We start from the raw sequence: 19,860 nt of genomic DNA, 5'->3' as shown, positions 1-19,860 counted from the left end.
TTCAATCGCCTGACCTCATGTTCGCTGAGTAATACTCCACAAAGTCATCGTAAAATTTGTGAAGCTCCTGCTTCGGCATGCCTGACTTATATCGCTCATAGGCTCTTGCGGAAGCTTCCCAGACAATCGCCATATTGTAGTCACTCGACATCATTTGTGATGATTGAAATTCATCGTACATGTTAGAGAAGGTGGTATTTCCTTCTTCGACACGACGTTGGTTCGCTTCTCTAAATGGTGAGATCATTGCGTTTGAATGTGCTAAATAGGTAAAGCTGTTCGACTGTAAGTACTGAACCACCTCTTTGAGTGCTTCTCTTTTCTCTAGGTTGTTCATCCCTTTCTTGGTAATTGCAAAAATCTTCGCACCACTGAACGAAGACATCGCTTTGCCACGGTAGGTAGGCAAAGAGTTGACGTGTAAATGCTCGCCGTACGCTTGGTCTAGTTCGCTGAAAGCCCAATCCCCATCAATCAAAAACTCGACTTCACCGTCAATGAAACGCTGTCTTGCACATATCTCATTGCACGATTGTTCAATTGTTTTTGTATCCTCAAGTTTATCGATGAATTCAAAGATTGAGACTAAACCCTCTCCATTGATATTCCTTGATGAAAGCATGTCTTGTGAAAACAGTTGGAAGAACGCCAGATAGAAGTACATGTTCGGATTTGGGAAAAGAATACTGGCACGCTTCGACTCAGAAGACTGTTGAATCAACTCTTCCCAGCTGATGGCATGATCTTGTGGCTTGTTCGAATACAGGACCAACTGGTTACCGATTCCTACCGGTAGCGCCTTAAGCTCACCATTAATCATTACGGCATCAAGAGCCTTATTCTCATAACGTGAGGTATCGACCCATGCAGAAGGTAAGGTTGCCAGTTCAATATATTCAGTCAGCCCTAAGAAATCCGAAGGCACCCAAATAACATCAGGGAAGGTATTGTCTCGCGGGTCAGCCACAAGAAGTTCGGAGCGGATGCTATTGATGTCAAATGGACGTATTTCAACACGATGATCAGTCATCGACTCGATGTGTTCTTTGACGTAATCCGCTGTTTCGTAATTGATGCCAGCCCATATTTCGAGGGTAGAAGCGTAAGTAAGCACAGGGAACAAAGCCGCTAATATACTCAAAAATCTCACACCTAATTCCTCTTGGCGAAAAATATCATCTATTAAAGTGACGCCAGAAACCATCAAGAGTGGAGACGGTATTGGCTATTGGAGTTCATCGTTATTTTGGGGAAAGACGTTATATAGTAAAAGGTCAATAATAAACAGAAAAACCACGCTTTCTATTGGCTATTTTTCTTGGTTATTTTTAGTGATGCAAAGTTGCTCTCCCCCGATAACAACTAAGCACTTTGTCATGCGCTTTACTCTGAATGACATGGTGCAACACATCATACCCTTTATGCACTCTCAGGCAAAAAAAAATGCCGCAAAAGCGGCATTCATCTCGTTTAGGACATTCGACACGATACAAAGCAAATAAGCGATGTATCAATCAAAGTCTTGTCATTGATTAAGCGTATTTCTCTTCGAAATCTTTCATGAAGCTTACAAGAGCTTGAACGCCTTCTAGAGACATCGCGTTGTAAAGTGAAGCTCTCATGCCGCCCACCGCTCTGTGACCTTTCAATGATTTAAGACCCGCTGCATCAGCCAACTCTAAGAATTTACCGTCTAGCTCTGGTTTCGTTAGTTGGAATGGCACGTTCATTCTTGAACGGTTTGCTGTGTGAACGTCGTTCTTGTAGAAAGCAGAATCATCAATTGCGTTGTAAAGTAGAGCTGCTTTTTCTTGGTTAACACGCTCCATTGCTTCTACACCACCTTGAGCTTTCAACCATTTGAAAACCAAGCCAGATAGGTACCAAGCATACGTTGGTGGCGTGTTGAACATTGAGTCTTTTTCAGCAAGCACTTTGTAATTCAGGATGCTTGGCAATACTTCGTTCGCAAGCTCCAGAAGATCATCACGTACGATGGCAATGCATATACCCGCTGGGCCAATGTTCTTTTGAGCGCCTGCGTAGATAACGCCGTACTGAGACACATCAATCTTGCGAGACAAAATGTTAGATGACATATCCGCAACGATAGGTTTGTCAGTTTGCGGAAGCTCACTAATCTCAATACCATCGATGGTCTCGTTTGGACAAAAGTGCACATATGCCGCTTCTGGATCGATTTTCCAATCTTTAGCTGGAACAACAGCCGCTTTGCCATCAATTGACGTCTTAGCGTTGAATACGTCGATTTCACAGTACTTGCTTGCTTCAGTTACTGCACTTTCAGCCCAGTAACCTGCATCAATGTAAGTCGCTTTTGTCGCGTCACCAAGAAGGTTTAGAGGAACAGCAGCGAATTGAGCACGAGCGCCCCCCTGACAGAAAAGTACTTTGTAGTTGTCTGGGATGTTCAGAAGATCACGTAGGTCTTGCTCAGACTCATCGGCAACTTGAATAAATTCTTTGCTGCGATGGCTGATTTCCATAACGGAAGTACCTAAACCATTCCAATCAATGAAGTCAGCTTGTGCTTGTTTCATTACCGGTTTAGGCAGTGCTGCTGGGCCAGCACTAAAGTTGAATACGTTATCTAATGTAAGTTCCATGGGGATCATTGCTCCTGCTAAATAATAACTATGCAAGTAATACCATGTTTTACCCAACATAAAAACAACAAAAGAGGTCTTAAGACCTCTTTTGTTTTGTACCGTATAAAATGTTTAAACTTAATACGCTAAATCACCCTATCAGTATTAACCTTTGCTCTGTTTATTGAACAAAAGCAGGCATAAGTAGCGCGATTAATGGAATTTCTTGTCCATTTTCAAACACTAGGTTTCCATTTTCTAGGTCAGCACTGATTTCATAACCACTTTCGGTTTCTTTGATCATTTCCATCACGATCAATTCATCGATGCCTTCGCGAATGAATGGGTATTCTTCAACCAACTCATTTGAGAAACTAGAATGAACATTACCAGTCAGTGCAGGAACAATCATTGAAGGGTTGCTGCTGATGTTTTCTGTACCTTCAGGCACGCTCACCAACCATTTAGATTCAAACTGCCCCTTGCCCAATTCTAACGACATGTTGTTCATTGAAAGGTCGAAACCTTTAGCAAACAATACGTCGATGAATGGAATGATCTCAGCAACGTCTTCTTGAGTCATAACTGGATTCGATTGGTAGATCTCAAAGATCTTCTCAAACGATTGGCTGTCCAGTTTCGACATTTCAAAATCGACGTTTAGGTTATTCAGTTGGCCTTCGTTGGTTTCGATGTTTGCGATATCCAGTTTAAGGTTACTGCGCAGGCGCTTAGTCGCTTCGTCTAGGTGTGATTCAAAATCATACTTAGAGTTTTCGATCGTCATGAATGGTTGCATTGTTGAATCTGTAACCAAGAAGCTGTCGATCGTAAAGTTCTGTGTACCTAACCAGTAACCTTTCGCTTGCTGGCCTGAGCCAACGCCTTTCAGGTTAGACAGTGTTACCTCTTCACCCGTTTCAAAGTCAATTTGAACCGAAGGGATAGAAAGTTCGTAATCCACTTGACCTAACACAGTCGCGTGGCCAGACAGGTTCGATTTCGTGATAGACACCGAAGTACCATTCTCATCAGAACCTTGATGATTGAACTGGCTTAACTCGAAGTTGAAATCCGTGTTGCCGTTTAGTTCCGTGCTGGTAGTCAGAGTAAGAGGCAGAATGTCAGCGTTCTCAAATGTTGATAGCGCGTTTAAGCTTACTAAACCGTGGCTAACCGCACTATTAATGACAAACTCACTGGGTAAGCCATCAATCGCGAGTTGCTCTCTCAGGCTTTCATCGGTCACTGTTACACGAGTGGTGACATTAGAAGACAAGTAACCTCTATCGTACTCGACGATTTCAGCTTGAATGCTTGAATTGTTAAGCTTTGCAACGCCATCAGTAATCGCGTTTTGTCCAATTTGCCCAACCGCTAGTGGCCAACAAAGTGCCAATGAGATTGCTCCGCCGATTGCGCCAATTTTTCTTAACTGTTCCATGAGTTCTCTTTCTACACGTGTCTGTTTTTTTTAGTCTAACCCATCAGTCGCAAACAAGAAACATTGAGTTAAATCAGTCTATTGCTCGATACTTCAATTCCCTCAACAAATTAACGGCTAGCTCTCATCCTTATTGAAGACTTCTTGATAGGCTAGAAGCGTCGCTACTACTAAGGTAAAGCCGTGAATCAATACGCTGTTATTTGTTTGGACAATAATCCGGTTAGCATTGAAAGAATACGCTCGGAGCTCGCTCCGTTATCTTGCGTATTCGACATTTATACTGCCGAGAACATAGAAGACGCGCACCACGCATTAGAAGATATCCATGATCATCACCAGACCGTTGCCTTGGTAATCACTCATCATCATTCTGAGTTTAATGGCGTGCAGTTTCTGATTGAACTTGAACAGCTTCCTCATAGTAATACCGCAAGAACCATCTTGGTCAGCGCCTCGTCAGACATTCAATCGATCCTGACGGCAGTAAACGAAGGTAGACTCAACCACTGCTTAACCAAACCGGTTCAAGATCAGGTGCTCTTCAAGTCAGCACAAAAAGAGCTGACGTCTTTTGTTATTCAATACGACTCTGAAAACCTGTTGTCTTACAGCGACGCACTCGACCAGCAGCGTTTACTCAGAGCACACATCGAACAAAAGATTCAATCGTTCCAATCTGGATTCATTCATGACTACCATCAGCTTTCTGATAATGCCCTTGCCGAGCGTGTCGTCAGTGCCTTGCAGGAAGTCTTCTCTAAAGATGATAAGTCCAAAGCGATTCGTGATTACTCACCAGAACATTTGTTAACGGTTGAAGGTGAAGACAATCGCTTCTTATGGTTAATCATTGAAGGCGAAGTGGCACTCTATAAAAAGGATGAATTGGGACAACAAAGAGAGGTAGTGCGCCACTCAAAAGGGAACATTGTTGGTGGGATGTCATTTGTGACAGGCGAACCTTCGTTCTCTACTGGAATCACTCTTACCCAAACGCGAGTGATTAAGCTTGATAAAGACAGCTTTGCCCAGGTAATGCATTCCAACAATACCCTACTTCCTCTATTTACCAATCTATTGCTGCGTCACTTCAATCGACGATTACAGCGAAGTATCACCAATAAAATCAAGCTGCAACAAACACTCGAGTCACTGGAATCTGCCCACCAGCAATTGATCGAAAAAGAGAAGATGGCGATGTTGGGTCAACTGGTCGCAGGCGTTGCTCACGAACTGAATAATCCTATTGCCGCTATATTGCGTAGTATTGAAACTCTATCTGAGCATCTAGACCAGATACTTGAGAACTCGTCACTCCCTGAATCAAACAAAGGGACTGACGTATTAGCGCATTCAAAACTAGCGAAACCACTGTCCACAGCGCAGGAAAGACAGCTAGTAAAACACCTCACATCGACCATCGATGATCGTGCTCTGGCCAAAAAAGCAGTGAGGCTCAACTTAAGCCAAGACGCTGCTGTCTTAGATACCTTAAAAGATTCCCCTGTCGCAGGCAAAGAGCTGCTCAACGACTTAGAGCATTATCATTATGTCGGGAACTCTATCCGCTCAATCAAAGTGTGTAGTAAACGTATTGCCGATATGGTCAAAAGCCTAAAAAGCTATGCCCGAGAAGATGAAGAAGTACGTCACTACGCGGATATTCATGAAGGGCTTGAAGATACCTTAGTGATCTTTGAAAACAGACTGAAGCATCACCAACTCGAAAAGCACTACGACACTGATTTACCGCCTTTACTGTGCCAGTCGCTTGCACTTCAACAAGTGTGGACCAACCTTCTCTCGAATGCACTTGATGCTCTTTCGGGGCGAGGCAAAGTCTCTATCACCACCTCTCAAGAAACTAAAGGTGAAGACGTTTTTCTGGTGGTGCAAATATCAGACACCGGCCATGGTATCGCCAAAGAAGACATCAACACTATTTTCAACCCAAACTTCACCACCAAAAAAGAAGGCAACTTTGGTTTAGGAATTGGGTTGTCCATTTCTCAACAAATCGTTTCGGCTCATCAAGGGTTTATTTTGGTGGAGTCTGAGGTAGGCAGCCATACTCACATGCAAGTATGGCTTCCATTCAAACAAGAAGGAGCACCTCATGAATAAGTACCTAATTTTATGTGTCGATGATGAACCTGAAGTTCTCAACAGTGTGCTTCAAGATTTAGCAGTATTTGAAGAAAACTTTATCGTTGAAGGGGCTGAATCGGTTGATGAAGCGAATCAAGTGATTAAAGAAATGGGACAAGATGGTATCAAGCTCGCTTTGATCTTGTGTGACCACATCATGCCAGAAAAAACCGGCATCGATTTTCTTATCGAGCTTAATCAGCAAGACTCGACTAAACCTACACGCAAACTGCTGCTCACCGGACAAGCTGGCTTGGAAGATACGGTCACCGCCATTAATAACGCGGCTCTCGACTTTTATATATCTAAACCTTGGCAAGGCGATCAACTCAGAGACACCATTACTCAGCAGCTCACCGACTATGTTATTGCCAACGACAAACAACTACTTAACTGGACAGCCATTTTAGACACCGAACGCATCCTTACTTCGATGGCAGACAAACGAACAAGCTTTGGTGATTAGCGCTAACGATGAGTAGCGTTTAAAAGGCAATGAGAAAAGCGTTATCCGATATAAGAATCGATCAAATACATATAAATCTTGAATAATTCGTTCGTCTCTTTTTCTTATTCGCCCCAAAACATGAGATCTCAGTTACAGACTGAACCTTAATTTGCTTATTTTTTAACTAAATGAGTAAGGATTTACATTTTAATGGATTACTTTTCCGTGAGTTAGATTAAACTGTCTCAATGTTTATGGTTTGCCTGATTTTTCTCAAACCAAAGGAATTAACACTAATAAAGGTTTACGGTCGTTATGCGCAAAATACTACTTACTACCGCTATGCTATTGGCTTCTAGTCAAGCGCTAGCTGTCGATGAACAACCACAAGTAATGAGCAACTTCAGCTACGATTACTTCGAAGCACGTATCGGTGCTAGCCCAGTTACATTTGGTGGTGCGTTCAGTAAGTCAATCCACCCGAACGCTCACGCTGTAGCGCGTATCGATTCAGAATTTGAAGGCGATTACGACTCTGCTGTAGGTCTTGGTTTCCACGCTCCAATCAACAACTGGGCTGATCTAACAGGTGAAATGCTAGCGCGTATCGTTCAACCTGAAAACTCAAGCTCTACTGATATCGGTATGGAAATCAACGTTGGTGTTCGCCAATGGCTTGGTCCACAACTAGAAGTTGGTGGTAAAGGTGGTTACGTTTCTATCGATGATAACGATGATTGGACAGGTTCAGTTTACGCACGTTTCCACTCTACAGAGCTATTCTCTATCGGTGCTGAAGCTCGTATCAACGACTTCTACGGTGACCAGCTAATGTTCACTACTCGTTTCAAGTTCTAAAACTTAACGAGCCAGCTCCCATGAGCACTTAGTCTTTTCATACTTAATCTTTTAAGAAATGCGACTAAGACAGAAACAAAAAAACCGAGGATATTCCTCGGTTTTTATTTATTAACAGTAATCTTAAGCATATAAGGAAGACTTCTTTAGTGGCAGCTCTTTAATAATTGCTGCTTGCGTGGCTCTTGTAATAGTTTCCAGTGAATACCATCAATTGCGCCCGCAAATTTCCAAAGTAGTTTTAGGTCAACATCGTTTCCGTACGCTTTGCGAACCTTATTAAACACTTCAGGCGCGCCCAACTGCATAAACATTGAAACATCATCCACACCAGCCTTCTTAACCATGCGCTCTAGTGTAAGCTGCATGTTTGGCAGATCTCTTAATCTACGGCTTGCTGATGATTTCTTGAAGCTGCGTTGCTGAATTGAATTATCGATTGAAGTACGAATAATGCTATCCAATTCAGGATGTTCGCATGTAAACAGGTCAGTAATATCGTAGTAATTTACGGTTGCTGTTGTCTGTTTTTTCACATGACGATACTTTTCACAATCAAGATCGGTCAGTTTTTTATCTAATGACTTTCCACCTCTAATGAATAAACAACCTTCACTCAATAAAGCGAACATAGCGTCATTTTGAAAGAGGCCAATACCTCCGAACATAGAACGTTTTTGATGCTCACCAAATTGATTCACGTAATTAATAAATGCTGTCTCGGTCATATCCGTTGATCCTTAATCAAATTACCCCGATTAGGTTGATCACCAGACAAGCAGCTTTTTATGCGAAAAATTTTAAATCTATTTTTTATTCTTTAGGTGAATATTATGATTGCGTTTTTCACCTTTAAACAAATGATACTTCGAAAAGAAAAATAAGTCTGGACTTAGTTCACATCAATCAATTGTGTATTCCGGATTTTCATGATTGACATCACAGTAAAGTATCAAACTATGATTGAATTTTGACGCTTGGTGATACACCGGTTCAAATTATTAAAGCTTATGTTGTCCGATGAGTATTGCCTCGCAGCATCGCGGCTTGTAAAATGGCAGGACATACATGTTTTTACTTTTTATATGAATCATTTATCGTTTTTCTGGCTACCACAAAATAAGGCTCTTCTCTTAAAGGGTCTAGAATCAGAGTTTGCCCAACTGGTTGGACATTCTATCTCAGCGGGAAAAATAACACTTCCTCCTATCCCCAACGTTGTACTGAAAATTCAAAAGCTGTGTACCCTTGAATCCACAGGAATTGCCGAAGTTGCCGAGTGCTTACTCGAAGACCCAGGCCTAACGGCTATCGTGATTCGTGTTGCTAATTCCGTGGTCTTTAACCGACGCAACATTACGTGTGTCGATATTATGACGGCGGTATCGCGTCTTGGCATATTACGCGTGCGTGACATCGTTACAGCTCAAGCTATTGAGCAACTCAAGCATTCCGTTAATCTGAGCAAAGAGTGTAATCAACTGTTGGTTCAGAGTGCTTCTGTATCCAAAGAGCTGGGCGCCACTATGGTCTTGGTGACCAACGGCTTCAAAGAGCTCTCCCCTATTGAATACCGCTACCTTGAACATGAAAAGTCATTGCTTGTAGGACTACTCGCTGATATCGGTTTGTTCTGTTTGGTTAGCGAATACCACCTCTATCTCGAAAACGGCAACTACCTAGATCACGACATTGCCCTGCAAATCTTCCAAGGCCAATGTTCTGCAACCAGTAAATTGGTTCTTGATCGTTGGGGCTTCGACAGCGACTTCATTGACGTGTGCAGCAACACCATCAACAAGCAAGAAGAACGTGAAGTGTCTTACTTAGATATTGCACGAATCGCTAACCACCTACTGATGTTCAGAAACAAGGACGAGAACATCGATGATCACGAAGTTGAATTGAACGTGACGGGTGCAGAAGTACTTTATAAGTTAAGCAACTTGAGTAAACATGATTTTAATGCAAAGCTAAACGACGTTATCAACGCTAGCGGCTTCTAAGTCACCGTTATATATGAAGTAAATGCAATGGGGAAAGCATGTTTACAGGGATGATCTTTATATTTGCTCCGCTGGTCGTGGGGTATCTGTTTTCTATTTCAAACGCTCAAACGCTCGAATTTATCAACCGCTCAACATCGCGCTTAATCTACGTGATTTTGGCCTTAATGGGCCTTAGCTTAGCGGCACTAGATAACCTTGGCAGCAACCTGCAGACAATACTTCTTTATACCGTCACTTTCTTTGTCTGCTTAAGCGTCTGTAACCTAATGGCGCTTCCCGCGATTGATAAGTTGCTGCCACTCAAAACGGACAGCAGTAAGAAGAAGCTTCCCCTCTCATCTATGGCGATGGAGTCTGCCAAACTGATTTTAGTGGTAGGTTCTGGCCTTATTGCAGGTTTAGTGCTGCCTATCGGCCTTGACTGGGTAGATACGGCAAGTGAATGGATTCTGTTTGTGCTGCTGTTCTTTATTGGCATTCAACTACGTAATAGTGGATTAACACTTCGACAGATTTTGCTCAATAAACACGGCATGGTCATCGCGGTGACAATCATCATCACCTCAATGTTAGGCGGCGTTATCGCGGCTTACCTACTTGATATTCCACTGTTCAAAGCTTTAGCTATGTCTTCTGGATTTGGCTGGTACTCTCTCGCCGGTATCTTAATGGGTGACGCGTTCGGCCCAGTTTATGGCGGAGCTTCATTCATGCTAGAACTGCTGAGAGAATTAGTAGCATTAGTGCTGATCCCAGTACTTATCCGCAGCTATCCATGCACCTCTATTGGCTATGCAGGTGCGACAGCAATGGACTTCACCTTGCCTGTGATTCAAACAACAGGTGGCGTTCGATGTGTCCCTATCGCGATTGTCAGTGGCTTTATATTGAGTCTGCTCGTGCCTATTTTGATGCTGTTCTTTGTATCTCTTGCTAACTAGATCGCAGGAATAGCGTTTGTTTTAGATTAGAATGCATCTCGAATACCAATGCCCAGGACACCGATACAGTTACCGAAATAAAAAGACACTAAGTGTCATTGCTCAACAAATAACGATCACGGTAACCTGTAACGACAAAGTTATAAAAAGAATAAACTTACAAAAGGAACCACTATGAAACGCCTTTGCGTCGCATTACTGCTAGCTACAACTTCTACTTTCTCTTTTGCAGCAGATTCAATGTCTGAGACAAACCAGTGCCAAGCAAAAAAATATGATGCGTACATCGACGCTTCTTTAGGTTGGTATACTGACCTTGCTGCATTAACTTCTGAGCAATACCCAGAGCTAACAGAAGTAAGTGAGTGGTTCCTAGAAGGTCGTAAGCACCACTTTGAGCTAAATCGTGCAGCCGTTCACTACTACCTAGTAAACGACTCAAGCAAAGTGGCTACAGAGCAGCCTGTTGAAGGTTGGCTACAGCTGGAGCAACACGACATTAAGACGCTTTCACAGCGCGATGACGAACTAGGTAAAGTAGCAAAAACCACGTTCGACGACCGCCAATCAAAGCCTCATGCTCAAAACTACGAGCTACGTTCAGCGTTTGCAGAACTGCTTAGCCACCCTAAGCAAATCGACACAGCGCTTCAACGCTACAACCAGTCGATTGCTAAACTTGAAGCGATTAAGTGTAAATAACCACTCATTTAATATGCTTTTTTGAGAAGTTGGATTTCATAATTAAGACGGGACATTGTTCCCGTTTTCGTTTAGATTGTCCCGCTCGCGTCAATATTAGAAAAATAACTCGCTTGCTATGGTTACGGAACAAAAAACAGCAGATGTTAGCTTCGACAGTCTTCTACGTATCTTCACGGTACCGGAAGGCCCAGATTCAACACTCACTCAAATTGAAGACAAACTTTCACGAAACCTGAATCAATTCTTACGTGAACATATTGTGGCTGAAGAAAAGCCGCTGCGTGAAATTGAGAAAGATTTTTCAAATGCTCATATCCCAGAGCAGCCTGAGTTTGTTTCTGAACATACTGAGCATCTCCTTGATTCGCTCGTGTCTCATTCGGTACATACGTCTTCGCCAAGTTTTATTGGTCACATGACGTCTGCGTTGCCGTACTTCCTGATGCCGCTTTCTAAAATCATGATTGCGCTGAATCAGAACCTAGTAAAAATTGAGACCTCCAAAGCTTTCACTCCCCTAGAGCGCCAAGTTCTAGGCATGCTACATCGCTTGATCTATCAAGATAACGACCAGTTCTATTCTCGTTGGATGCACAGTGCAAACCACTCTTTGGGTGCGTTTTGTTCTGGCGGTACCATCGCGAACATTACGGCGCTTTGGGTTGCACGTAACAATGCACTGAAAGCACAAGGTTCGTTCAAAGGTGTAGAGAAAGAAGGCTTATTCAAAGCTATGAAGCACTACGACTATGAAGGCCTTGCCATCTTAGTCTCTGAACGTGGTCACTACTCTCTTAAGAAAGCTGCTGATGTGCTTGGCATTGGTCAAGAAGGTTTGGTATCAGTCAAAACGGATAACGACAACCGCATTTGCACTGACGATCTAAGGCTCAAGATTGAGCAACTCAAGCAAAACAAGATTAAGCCTTTCGCCGTGATCGGTGTGGCTGGTACGACCGAAACTGGCAATATCGACCCACTTAAAGATATTGCTGAGGTGTGTGCTGAATCAGATTGTCACTTCCATGTGGATGCTGCTTGGGGCGGTGCGACCTTGATGTCTAACAATCATCGTCATCTGCTTGATGGTATCGAGTTGGCTGACTCTGTCACCATCGATGCGCATAAACAGCTTTACATCCCTATGGGCGCAGGCATGGTTCTGTTTAAGAAGCCAGATGCGATGACAGCGATTGAACATCACGCTCAATACATCCTACGTAAAGGTTCTAAAGACTTAGGCAGCCATACATTAGAAGGCTCACGTTCAGGCATGGCGATGTTGGTTTACGCTGCTATGCACATCATTAGCCGCCCAGGTTATGAGCTGCTGATCGACCAAAGCATCAATAAGGCACGTTACTTTGCCGACCTTATTAAACAGCAAAGCGATTTTGAGTTGGTATCAGAGCCAGAGCTTTGCCTGCTGACATACCGCTATGTACCTGAATCAGTTAAAGCTGCGCTGCTTAAAGCGGAGCCTGAACAACGCGTACAGCTGAACGAGTTACTTAACGAACTTACTAAGTTTATTCAGAAGAAGCAGCGTGAAACCGGCAAATCTTTTGTGTCACGAACTCGTTTAAATCCTGAAGCTTGGGCACACCAACCAATCATTGTTTTCCGCGTCGTGTTAGCTAACCCACTAACGGGTAATGAGATTCTTTCTTCAGTGCTTGAAGAACAACGCGAAATCTCTAAACTAGCGCCTAACTTGATGGGTAAAATCACCAAGTTGGTTACGCAAATCAACGCATAACCATTCAATTTTAGTTGCATCAAATTGAAAATTTCTTTCTTTTTGATGTAACTAAGCTGTCAGTTCATACTCAATTTGCATTCTTTTTGCTCAAACCCTCTTCCAATTCTGTACTTTTCTAAAATTTTGTTGAGGTTTGTCATATTCTTAAGCATTCATGCCGTGTTTTTGTATTAGTAAATAGTATGTTGGGTTTATACTGACTCTATGGTGCTAGTTAGCTTGATATCTATTTGAAGCAGCAGTATTTACGATACTGAATTTAAGTTTGGTCTTGTGATTATTGATATTTGTTTTAACCATACCCCCTGGTAAAAGATATTAACTGGCAAGTTGTTCTCTATACCCTTGTGAACACTATGAATACATTAGAAAAAATACAAAAAAACCTGGAAAATTTCAGCAAGTCTGAGCGTAAGGTAGCCGAAGTAATCATGGCTTCCCCTCAAACTGCAATCCATTCTAGCATTGCTACCTTAGCTAAGATGGCTGACGTAAGTGAGCCTACAGTTAACCGCTTCTGTCGTCGTTTAGACACAAAGGGCTTCCCTGACTTCAAACTTCACCTAGCTCAAAGCTTGGCGAACGGTACACCTTACGTGAACCGTAATGTTGAAGAAGACGATGGCCCAGATGCTTACACGCATAAGATTTTCGAATCGACTATGGCATGTCTAGACGTTGCTAAAAACAGTCTTGATGCGATGCAAGTAAACCGTGCGGTTGACTTGCTGACTCAAGCAAAACGCATTTCTTTCTTCGGACTGGGTGCCTCTTCTGCCGTAGCAAAAGACGCTCAAAACAAGTTTATTCGTTTTAATATCCCAATCACTTGTTTCGAAGACATCGTGATGCAACGAATGAGCTGCATTAACTGCAGTGATAACGACGTTATCGTTCTTATCTCTCATACTGGTCGCACTAAGAGCCAAGTTGAGATTGCAAACCTAGCGCGTGAAAACGGTGCAACGGTTATCGCTATTACAGCGAAAGACTCTCCACTAGATAAAGCAAGCTCGCTTTCTATCTCATTGGATGTACCGGAAGACACTGACGTTTATATGCCAATGGCAAGCCGTGTTGTTCAAATGACGGTTATTGATGTGTTAGCGACAGGCTTTACACTGCGTCGCGGTTCTGGTTTCAGAGAGAACCTGAAGCGCGTTAAAGAGTCTCTTCGTGATTCACGTTACGAGAAATACTCTCAGTTCTAATCCTCTAAGGTTCAAACAAAGAGCCGCCAGGATACAAACAAAAAGATAGCGATTAAAAAACGGAGCCTAGTGCTCCGTTTTTGTTTGTCTTTTTTAAATGCTTAATGCAGCGAACAGGTCTAAGGCCGTTAAATAGTCCAACTGTTACCCTTCTCCACCACACTATTTTCTGACGCGTAAGAGTTAATGATCGTAAAGCTTGATTCGACCACTGATGACTCTTCATCTTGGTGCTTCAAAGCCCCTGCATCTCTGCTCTCACCACAATCACACTTCTCGCAAACCTTCTGCAGAATATGAATTAAACGGTCTTGGTTCAGTGGCAAGGGGTTTCCTTTTATCGCAACCGACTTAAGCGCATCGGTAGACACTTCATCAAATTGAGCTTCACAGACACCAAACTCTAGTAGACTTGGAAGCTTTAACGTATCCAGCACTTCAGATAGCCAAGTTATCGCCTCTTCTTCTGTCGCCTCGGAGTTATTTGTCACTATCTGAGCAATTCGTTGGTAGCGCACTAAGATGTCGGCTCTTTGCTGTTCTCTCGCAACAGCAATGTTTTCCAACATCACGAACGGGGCTAAGCGCGCGGTAATCACACTGTGTGGTGCTGAAATCTTGCCACCCAATGCAGAGGCTAAACCATGTGCAGCTCCAAGCTTGGCATTGGTTATCGCCATCCCGCCCAGCATAGATGCGAAGGCCAAGTCAGAACGAGCTTGAGGTTCATCATATACACATGCTTGTACTACAGAATCGCTCAACTTACGCAGCCCCTCTTCACAGACCATATCAGTGAGCGGGTTAGGTTCACCGCAAACATAAGCCTCCATCAGATGAGTGAAGGCATCCATCGCACCGCGCCCTGACAAATATAAGTTGGTGCCATGAGTTAAGGTTGGATCGACAATCGCAACGTCAGCCAACATATCTGGACTTCTAAGGCTGATCTTAACTTGGTCTTGCCCTGATTTAAGCACCGCGTTTTTAGTCACCTCTGCGCCTGTGCTGGCCGTGGTAGGGATCGCGATGAATGGAAGCGGTTTGGTTTTAAGAGGAACATTACGTCCGACAACTTCGACATAGTCGTATAAGTTGCCTTGGTTAGGTAAAACAGCAGCTAGCGCTTTCCCCATATCGATCGCACTACCTCCTCCCATGGAAACAACCATATCGGGCTTAAACCGTCGCGCAGATATTGCCGCCTCTTCGACCATTTTGATATTGGGCTCACCCGAGACCGCGATGTGTTGATAGCGCATACCCTGAGCATCGAGGTAGTCGGTGACAATTGACGTGCGCTCTAATGTATTGCCAGTCACCAATAGCACGCTGTAGCCGTATTGGTTAAAGAGAGACAATGAAGCGGAAAGCGCTCCATCACCAAAGATGATCTTTGTAGATGTCATAAATTGAAACATGGTGCCTCCTGCGCCTATGACCAAACAAAACTGCGAACTCTTGGTTTTTGGAATGTGGACTTTGTAGCTCGTTTTTTCTTGTATTTGTAACTAGTCTTCGTTTCTTGCCTTTGTAACTGGCAGATTTCGTAGCGAGGGTAAGAGCATGCTGAAAACGACATATGGCTAATAAATAATACAAAACATGGTAGCGGTCCGTACATTTACGCCACGCCGCCTCTTTTCAATTTCGCTACTTTCCCGCGCATCAGTATTAAGATGCCTCGTTCTATGAGTACGTTTTTTGACGAGGTGCAACTTGTCGCATTAAAGATGGATTAAAGTCCCATTCTTAGGGGTAATTCACACTCTTAAATTATGGATACTCAACCTAGATACCCATCAGAAATCATCACGGATCCTTTTTGTGACCATTATTTGCTCTGATAGGCAAAACCTATTGTATTAAGAGGCAATTCCATCTTTATTTCCCCATGGCATTGAGGCATAGTTGGTTTTAAGAAATTTTGAGTGGCATTCATAAAAGAATAGTTAACATAAATGAGTTAACGAGCCTCATCCCGTATTTAGGAGAAATTAAATGTTTGTAGTTATTTTTGGTCGCCCTGCTTGCCCATTCTGTGTTCGTGCAAAAGAGCATGCTGAAACTCTTAAAGCTAAACGTGATGACTTCAACTACCGTTACGTTGACATTCACGCTGAAGGCATCAGCAAAGCTGACCTAGAGAAGACAGTGGGTAAGCCAGTAGACACAGTTCCACAAATCTTCATCGATCAAGACCACATCGGCGGCTGCACAGAATTTGAAGCATACGCAAAAGAAAACCTAGGTCTTTTCGACTAAGCTAAGATTTCTCTCAAGAGATCCAAGGCTATAGCCTTAAACAGCTGACCAATTTTACCGTTAGGCTGTACAGTTTATAGAAAGCCCGCTCACTGTAGCGGGCTTTTTTATGACCAGTTTTCGTACGGAATAAGAATAAGGTCAAAATCAAGTAAAATAGCAAAATATCGCTTATAATTTATTTATATTTAGATACAATTCACCTCTCAAACTTACCCTGTGTTTCACGCCAATTATTGAGCGACCACTGTGAATATCGACGTTGTTTTTCTGTTAGAACAAAACCCCATTCTCCTCATCTTTGTTGTTTTATCGATTGGATTAGCCATTGGTAAAATTCGTTTCGGTAGTCTCCAACTCGGCAATTCAATCGGTGTTCTGATTACTTCCCTCGTTATGGGACATCTTGGCTTTTCTTTTAATGCAGATGCACTCACCATTGGCTTCATGCTGTTTATCTACTGTGTTGGTATTGAAGCGGGTCCAAACTTCTTCGGTATCTTTTTCAGAGACGGTAAGCACTACCTCATTCTAAGCCTTGTGGTACTTTCTACCGCGATTGCCTTAACCTATTTCAGCAGCCATTACCTCGGGCTAGGCTTCGGCTTATCTGCCGGCATGATGGCAGGCGCGCTTACCGCAACACCTATCTTGGTAGGTGCGCAAGATGCTCTTAATTCTGGGCTTGCTGAAGTACCAAGAAACATGGACTTGAGCCTGATTATCGAAAACCTTTCGGTCGGTTACGCGATGGCTTACTTGGTTGGCTTAATCAGCATGATCATGTTCGCTCGCCTGATTCCAAAGCTGCAAAAAGTAAACCTACACGACTCGGCTGAGCAGATTGCTCAAGAGCGTGGTTTAGGTGCTTCTGGCCAGCGTAAAGTTTATCTTCCTATCATTCGCGCCTATCGTGTGGGACCTGAGCTTATCTCTTGGACTGACGGTAAGAACCTACGTGAATTGGGTATCTATCGCCAAACAGGCTGTTACATCGAGCGTATTCGCCGTAATGGTATTCTTGCCCACCCAGATGGTGATGCAATTCTGCAAGAAGGTGACGAAATCGCACTGGTTGGTTTCCCAGACAGTCACGCGCGTCTTGACCCAAGCTTCCGTAACGGTAAAGAGGTTTTCGACCGTAACCTTCTCGATCTACGTATCGTGGAAGAAGAGATCGTCGTTAAAAGTGACAGCATCGCAGGTAAGCGCCTGTCAGACTTAAACCTGTCTGAATATGGCTGTTTCCTTAACCGCGTAGTACGTGCTCAAATTGAAATGCCGATGGACTTAAACATCGTGCTTTCAAAGGGTGATGTACTGCAGGTGAGTGGCGAAAAGAGTCGTGTTCACGGCCTAGCAGAGAAAATTGGTTTCATCTCGATCCATAGTCAAATGGCCGATTTGATGGCTTTCTGTAGCTTCTTCATTCTGGGTATTTTGTTTGGTTTGATCACCATGACATTCGGTCAGGTGTCGTTTGGACTAGGTAACGCGGTTGGCCTTCTTCTATCAGGCATCATGCTGGGCTTCTTACGAGCGAACCACCCTACTTTCGGTTACGTACCTCAGGGTGCGTTGAACATGGTCAAAGACCTCGGTTTGATGTTCTTCATGGTCGGTATCGGCTTAAGCGCCGGTGGAAAGATATTTGAGCACTTAACCCAAGTTGGCCCACAGGTCATTGGTATTGCTCTGGTGGTGAGTGTGCTGCCGGTATTCTTCGCTTACTTGGTTGGTGCTTATGTGTTGAAGATGAACCGAGCTCTATTGTTTGGTGCGATCATAGGTGCGCGAACCTGTGCTCCGGCAATGGACATCGTAAATGACCATGCTCGCTCAACAATCCCAGCTCTGGGTTATGCTGGCACCTACGCAATAGCAAACATATTGATGACCTTAGCAGGTACTTTCATCATCATCATTAGCTAGCGTCTACTGCATTAAAAGCAGCCAAGCTTAGATATTTCGGATGCACTAATTCATCTTTGGGTTAGTGCATTTTTTATGGCCTGTTCTAAGCGCTTCAGCCTCCTTCCCCGCACCTGCTCTTACTCTCTTCGTATCTCGATACCCGTATCCGCTCTTAAATCTTTTCGCATCTCGCCACTCGAATCCCGTATCTGCTCTTAATCTCTTTAATCAAATAGCAGACAAAAAAATAGGCGCTCAATGAGCGCCTATTTCGTTTAGATTCGATAAGTTGAATTAGATGTCAGCTACATCAAATTCAACAGCTGGGTTAACGTCAGCTTCGTAATCAACACCTTCAACACCGAAACCAAATAGCTTCAAGAACTCTTCTTTGTACTCTACGTAGTCAGTCAGTTCTTTTAGGTTCTCAGTTGTGATTTGAGGCCATAGGTTACGACAGTGATCTTGGATGTCTTCACGAAGCTCAAGATCATCTAGACGTAGACGGTTCACTTCATCTACTTCTGGAGCGCTGCCGTCTTCTTTGTATAGACGTTGGCTGAACATACGGAAGATCTGTTCCATACAACCTTCGTGAATACCTTCTTCACGCATCTTCTTGAACACCATAGCGATGTAAAGAGGCATAACAGGGATTGCAGAGCTTGCTTGAGTCACAACAGACTTAAGAACAGCAACGTTTGCAGTACCGCCAGTTTGGCCTAGTTTCTCGTTCAGCGCTGATGCTGCACGGTCTAGATCCATCTTAGCTTTACCTAGCGCGCCATCCCAGTAGATTGGCCACGTTAGTTCAGTACCGATGTAGCTGTAAGCAACAGTTTTACAACCGTCAGCTAGAACACCCGCTTCAGAAAGAGCGTTGATCCAAAGTTCCCAATCTTCACCGCCCATTACTGTAACAGTGTCTTTGATTTCTTCTTCAGATGCAGGCTCAACACTTGCTTCGATGATAGTGTCTTTGTTGGTATCAACCGCTGTTGATGTGTACGTTTCGCCGATAGGTTTTAGAGCTGAACGAATCACTTCGCCAGTCTCCGGCATTTTTCGCACTGGAGACGCCAGTGAGTACACAACCATATCGATTTGACCTAGATCTTCTTTGATCAGATCAATTGTTTTCTGTTTCGCTTCGTTAGAGAAAGCATCGCCGTTCAGGCTTTTTGAATACAGGCCTTCTTCTTTAGCTAGCTTGTCGAACGCTGCTGAGTTGTAGAAGCCAGCTGTACCCGGCTTTTTCTCAGTACCGGCTTTCTCGAAGAAAACACCGATAGTTGAAGCGCCGCCACCAAATGCAGCCGCAATACGTGAAGACAAGCCGTAGCCACTTGAAGAGCCAACAACTAGTACACGTTTAGGTGCGTTTGCGATTGGGCCTTGAGCTTTTGTGTAAGCAATTTGTTCTTTTACATTAGCTTCACAACCGACTGGATGTGTTGTAGTACAGATGAATCCGCGAATTCGAGGTTTGATGATCATATTCAACTTCCTTAAAAAATCAGGTTAAGGATAAAAGTTTCGTACG

General features: G+C 43.5%; 16 protein-coding genes. 10 read left to right on the top strand and 6 right to left on the bottom strand.

All coding sequences use genetic code 11. The features are described 5' to 3' along the window. Window position 1: 1 nt before the first annotated feature. From L1D37_RS17845 to L1D37_RS17835, 3 genes are all read right to left on the bottom strand, one after another. Window positions 2-1,150 carry an extracellular solute-binding protein gene (locus L1D37_RS17845; protein WP_239848644.1) on the bottom strand — a complete coding sequence of 383 codons (1,149 nt, stop codon included), beginning with the start codon at window positions 1,148-1,150 and terminating at the stop codon, window positions 2-4. Window positions 1,151-1,532: 382 nt separating this feature from the next. Then, the gene (gene serC, locus L1D37_RS17840; protein ID WP_239848643.1) at window positions 1,533-2,627 is read right to left on the bottom strand and encodes a 3-phosphoserine/phosphohydroxythreonine transaminase; all 1,095 of its coding nucleotides are present in this window, start codon (window positions 2,625-2,627) and stop codon (window positions 1,533-1,535) included. A gap of 163 nt (window positions 2,628-2,790) precedes the next feature. Continuing rightward, window positions 2,791-4,053, bottom strand: coding sequence for a DUF945 family protein (locus tag L1D37_RS17835; protein WP_239848642.1), 1,263 nt, complete (start codon window positions 4,051-4,053; stop codon window positions 2,791-2,793). Window positions 4,054-4,236: 183 nt separating this feature from the next. Between L1D37_RS17835 and L1D37_RS17830 the strand changes: the two genes are divergently transcribed. The 3 genes from L1D37_RS17830 to L1D37_RS17820 all read left to right on the top strand — a co-directional run bounded on the left by L1D37_RS17830 (window position 4,237) and on the right by L1D37_RS17820 (window position 7,510). Next, window positions 4,237-6,180: an ATP-binding protein gene (locus tag L1D37_RS17830; protein ID WP_239848641.1), complete on the top strand. Its 1,944-nt coding sequence runs from the start codon at window positions 4,237-4,239 to the stop codon at window positions 6,178-6,180. Further along, window positions 6,173-6,670 (top strand): response regulator, encoded by a 498-nt coding sequence (locus tag L1D37_RS17825; protein ID WP_239848640.1) that lies wholly within the window; start codon window positions 6,173-6,175, stop codon window positions 6,668-6,670. Before L1D37_RS17830 ends, L1D37_RS17825 begins: the two co-directional genes overlap by 8 nt. A 297-nt stretch (window positions 6,671-6,967) precedes the next feature. Beyond that, a complete protein-coding gene (locus tag L1D37_RS17820) occupies window positions 6,968-7,510 on the top strand; it encodes a hypothetical protein (RefSeq protein ID WP_060467931.1) in 543 nt (180 codons plus the stop codon). 146 nt (window positions 7,511-7,656) lie between these two features. Here the strand turns inward: L1D37_RS17820 and L1D37_RS17815 are convergent, their stop codons facing one another. Continuing rightward, on the bottom strand, window positions 7,657-8,238 hold the full coding sequence (locus L1D37_RS17815) for a TfoX/Sxy family DNA transformation protein (protein ID WP_019822603.1): 582 nt from the start codon (window positions 8,236-8,238) through the stop codon (window positions 7,657-7,659). A 357-nt stretch (window positions 8,239-8,595) separates the two neighbouring features. Here L1D37_RS17815 and L1D37_RS17810 point away from each other — a divergent pair, with 357 nt between their 5' ends. The 5 genes from L1D37_RS17810 to L1D37_RS17790 all read left to right on the top strand — a co-directional run bounded on the left by L1D37_RS17810 (window position 8,596) and on the right by L1D37_RS17790 (window position 14,138). Further along, a complete protein-coding gene (locus tag L1D37_RS17810; protein WP_176681524.1) occupies window positions 8,596-9,516 on the top strand; it encodes an HDOD domain-containing protein in 921 nt (306 codons plus the stop codon). Window positions 9,517-9,554: 38 nt separating this feature from the next. Further along, entirely contained in the window at window positions 9,555-10,460 is a 906-nt protein-coding gene (locus L1D37_RS17805; RefSeq protein ID WP_176681525.1) for a lysine exporter LysO family protein, read from the top strand. A 174-nt stretch (window positions 10,461-10,634) separates the two neighbouring features. After that, window positions 10,635-11,162, top strand: coding sequence for a hypothetical protein (locus tag L1D37_RS17800; protein WP_146492362.1), 528 nt, complete (start codon window positions 10,635-10,637; stop codon window positions 11,160-11,162). Between the two features lie 118 nt (window positions 11,163-11,280). Next, complete coding sequence (panP, locus tag L1D37_RS17795; RefSeq protein ID WP_017630381.1) at window positions 11,281-12,924, top strand: pyridoxal-dependent aspartate 1-decarboxylase PanP; 1,644 nt, start codon at window positions 11,281-11,283, stop codon at window positions 12,922-12,924. Between the two features lie 359 nt (window positions 12,925-13,283). After that, window positions 13,284-14,138: a MurR/RpiR family transcriptional regulator gene (locus L1D37_RS17790; RefSeq protein ID WP_004734686.1), complete on the top strand. Its 855-nt coding sequence runs from the start codon at window positions 13,284-13,286 to the stop codon at window positions 14,136-14,138. Window positions 14,139-14,266: 128 nt separating this feature from the next. Here L1D37_RS17790 and L1D37_RS17785 read toward each other — a convergent pair whose 3' ends face one another. After that, window positions 14,267-15,559, bottom strand: coding sequence for an iron-containing alcohol dehydrogenase (locus tag L1D37_RS17785; protein WP_239848637.1), 1,293 nt, complete (start codon window positions 15,557-15,559; stop codon window positions 14,267-14,269). Between the two features lie 580 nt (window positions 15,560-16,139). On the opposite strand from L1D37_RS17785, the gene L1D37_RS17780 reads away from it, so the two are divergent. Both L1D37_RS17780 and L1D37_RS17775 read left to right on the top strand, forming a co-directional pair. Then, entirely contained in the window at window positions 16,140-16,403 is a 264-nt protein-coding gene (locus L1D37_RS17780; protein WP_009847069.1) for a GrxA family glutaredoxin, read from the top strand. Window positions 16,404-16,652: 249 nt separating this feature from the next. Beyond that, window positions 16,653-18,335, top strand: a complete 1,683-nt coding sequence (locus tag L1D37_RS17775) for an aspartate:alanine antiporter (protein WP_017630384.1) — start codon at window positions 16,653-16,655, stop codon at window positions 18,333-18,335. Window positions 18,336-18,611: 276 nt separating this feature from the next. On the opposite strand, the gene fabV is transcribed toward L1D37_RS17775, so the two are convergent. Continuing rightward, window positions 18,612-19,814, bottom strand: a complete 1,203-nt coding sequence (fabV, locus tag L1D37_RS17770; protein ID WP_048664789.1) for an enoyl-ACP reductase FabV — start codon at window positions 19,812-19,814, stop codon at window positions 18,612-18,614. Window positions 19,815-19,860 lie beyond the last annotated feature (46 nt).

It is taken from the genome of Vibrio sp. Isolate33 (genome assembly GCF_022397895.1).
GTDB lineage: Bacteria > Pseudomonadota > Gammaproteobacteria > Enterobacterales > Vibrionaceae > Vibrio > Vibrio pomeroyi.
Note: the sequence above shows the minus strand (reverse complement) of the source record. Positions and strands in the feature narration are given on the sequence as shown.

Excerpts from the sequence above, each read along its gene's own strand:
- serC (WP_239848643.1), bottom strand. The coding sequence starts at position 2,627 with ATGGAACTTACATTAGATAACGTATTCAACTTTAGTGCTGGCCCAGCA.
- L1D37_RS17810 (WP_176681524.1), top strand. The coding sequence starts at position 8,596 with ATGAATCATTTATCGTTTTTCTGGCTACCACAAAATAAGGCTCTTCTC.
- panP (WP_017630381.1), top strand. The coding sequence starts at position 11,281 with ATGGTTACGGAACAAAAAACAGCAGATGTTAGCTTCGACAGTCTTCTA.
- L1D37_RS17805 (WP_176681525.1), top strand. The coding sequence starts at position 9,555 with ATGTTTACAGGGATGATCTTTATATTTGCTCCGCTGGTCGTGGGGTAT.
- L1D37_RS17800 (WP_146492362.1), top strand. The coding sequence starts at position 10,635 with ATGAAACGCCTTTGCGTCGCATTACTGCTAGCTACAACTTCTACTTTC.
- L1D37_RS17825 (WP_239848640.1), top strand. The coding sequence starts at position 6,173 with ATGAATAAGTACCTAATTTTATGTGTCGATGATGAACCTGAAGTTCTC.
- L1D37_RS17815 (WP_019822603.1), bottom strand. The coding sequence starts at position 8,238 with ATGACCGAGACAGCATTTATTAATTACGTGAATCAATTTGGTGAGCAT.
- fabV (WP_048664789.1), bottom strand. The coding sequence starts at position 19,814 with ATGATCATCAAACCTCGAATTCGCGGATTCATCTGTACTACAACACAT.
- L1D37_RS17820 (WP_060467931.1), top strand. The coding sequence starts at position 6,968 with ATGCGCAAAATACTACTTACTACCGCTATGCTATTGGCTTCTAGTCAA.
- L1D37_RS17785 (WP_239848637.1), bottom strand. The coding sequence starts at position 15,559 with ATGTTTCAATTTATGACATCTACAAAGATCATCTTTGGTGATGGAGCG.
- L1D37_RS17790 (WP_004734686.1), top strand. The coding sequence starts at position 13,284 with ATGAATACATTAGAAAAAATACAAAAAAACCTGGAAAATTTCAGCAAG.
- L1D37_RS17780 (WP_009847069.1), top strand. The coding sequence starts at position 16,140 with ATGTTTGTAGTTATTTTTGGTCGCCCTGCTTGCCCATTCTGTGTTCGT.
- L1D37_RS17835 (WP_239848642.1), bottom strand. The coding sequence starts at position 4,053 with ATGGAACAGTTAAGAAAAATTGGCGCAATCGGCGGAGCAATCTCATTG.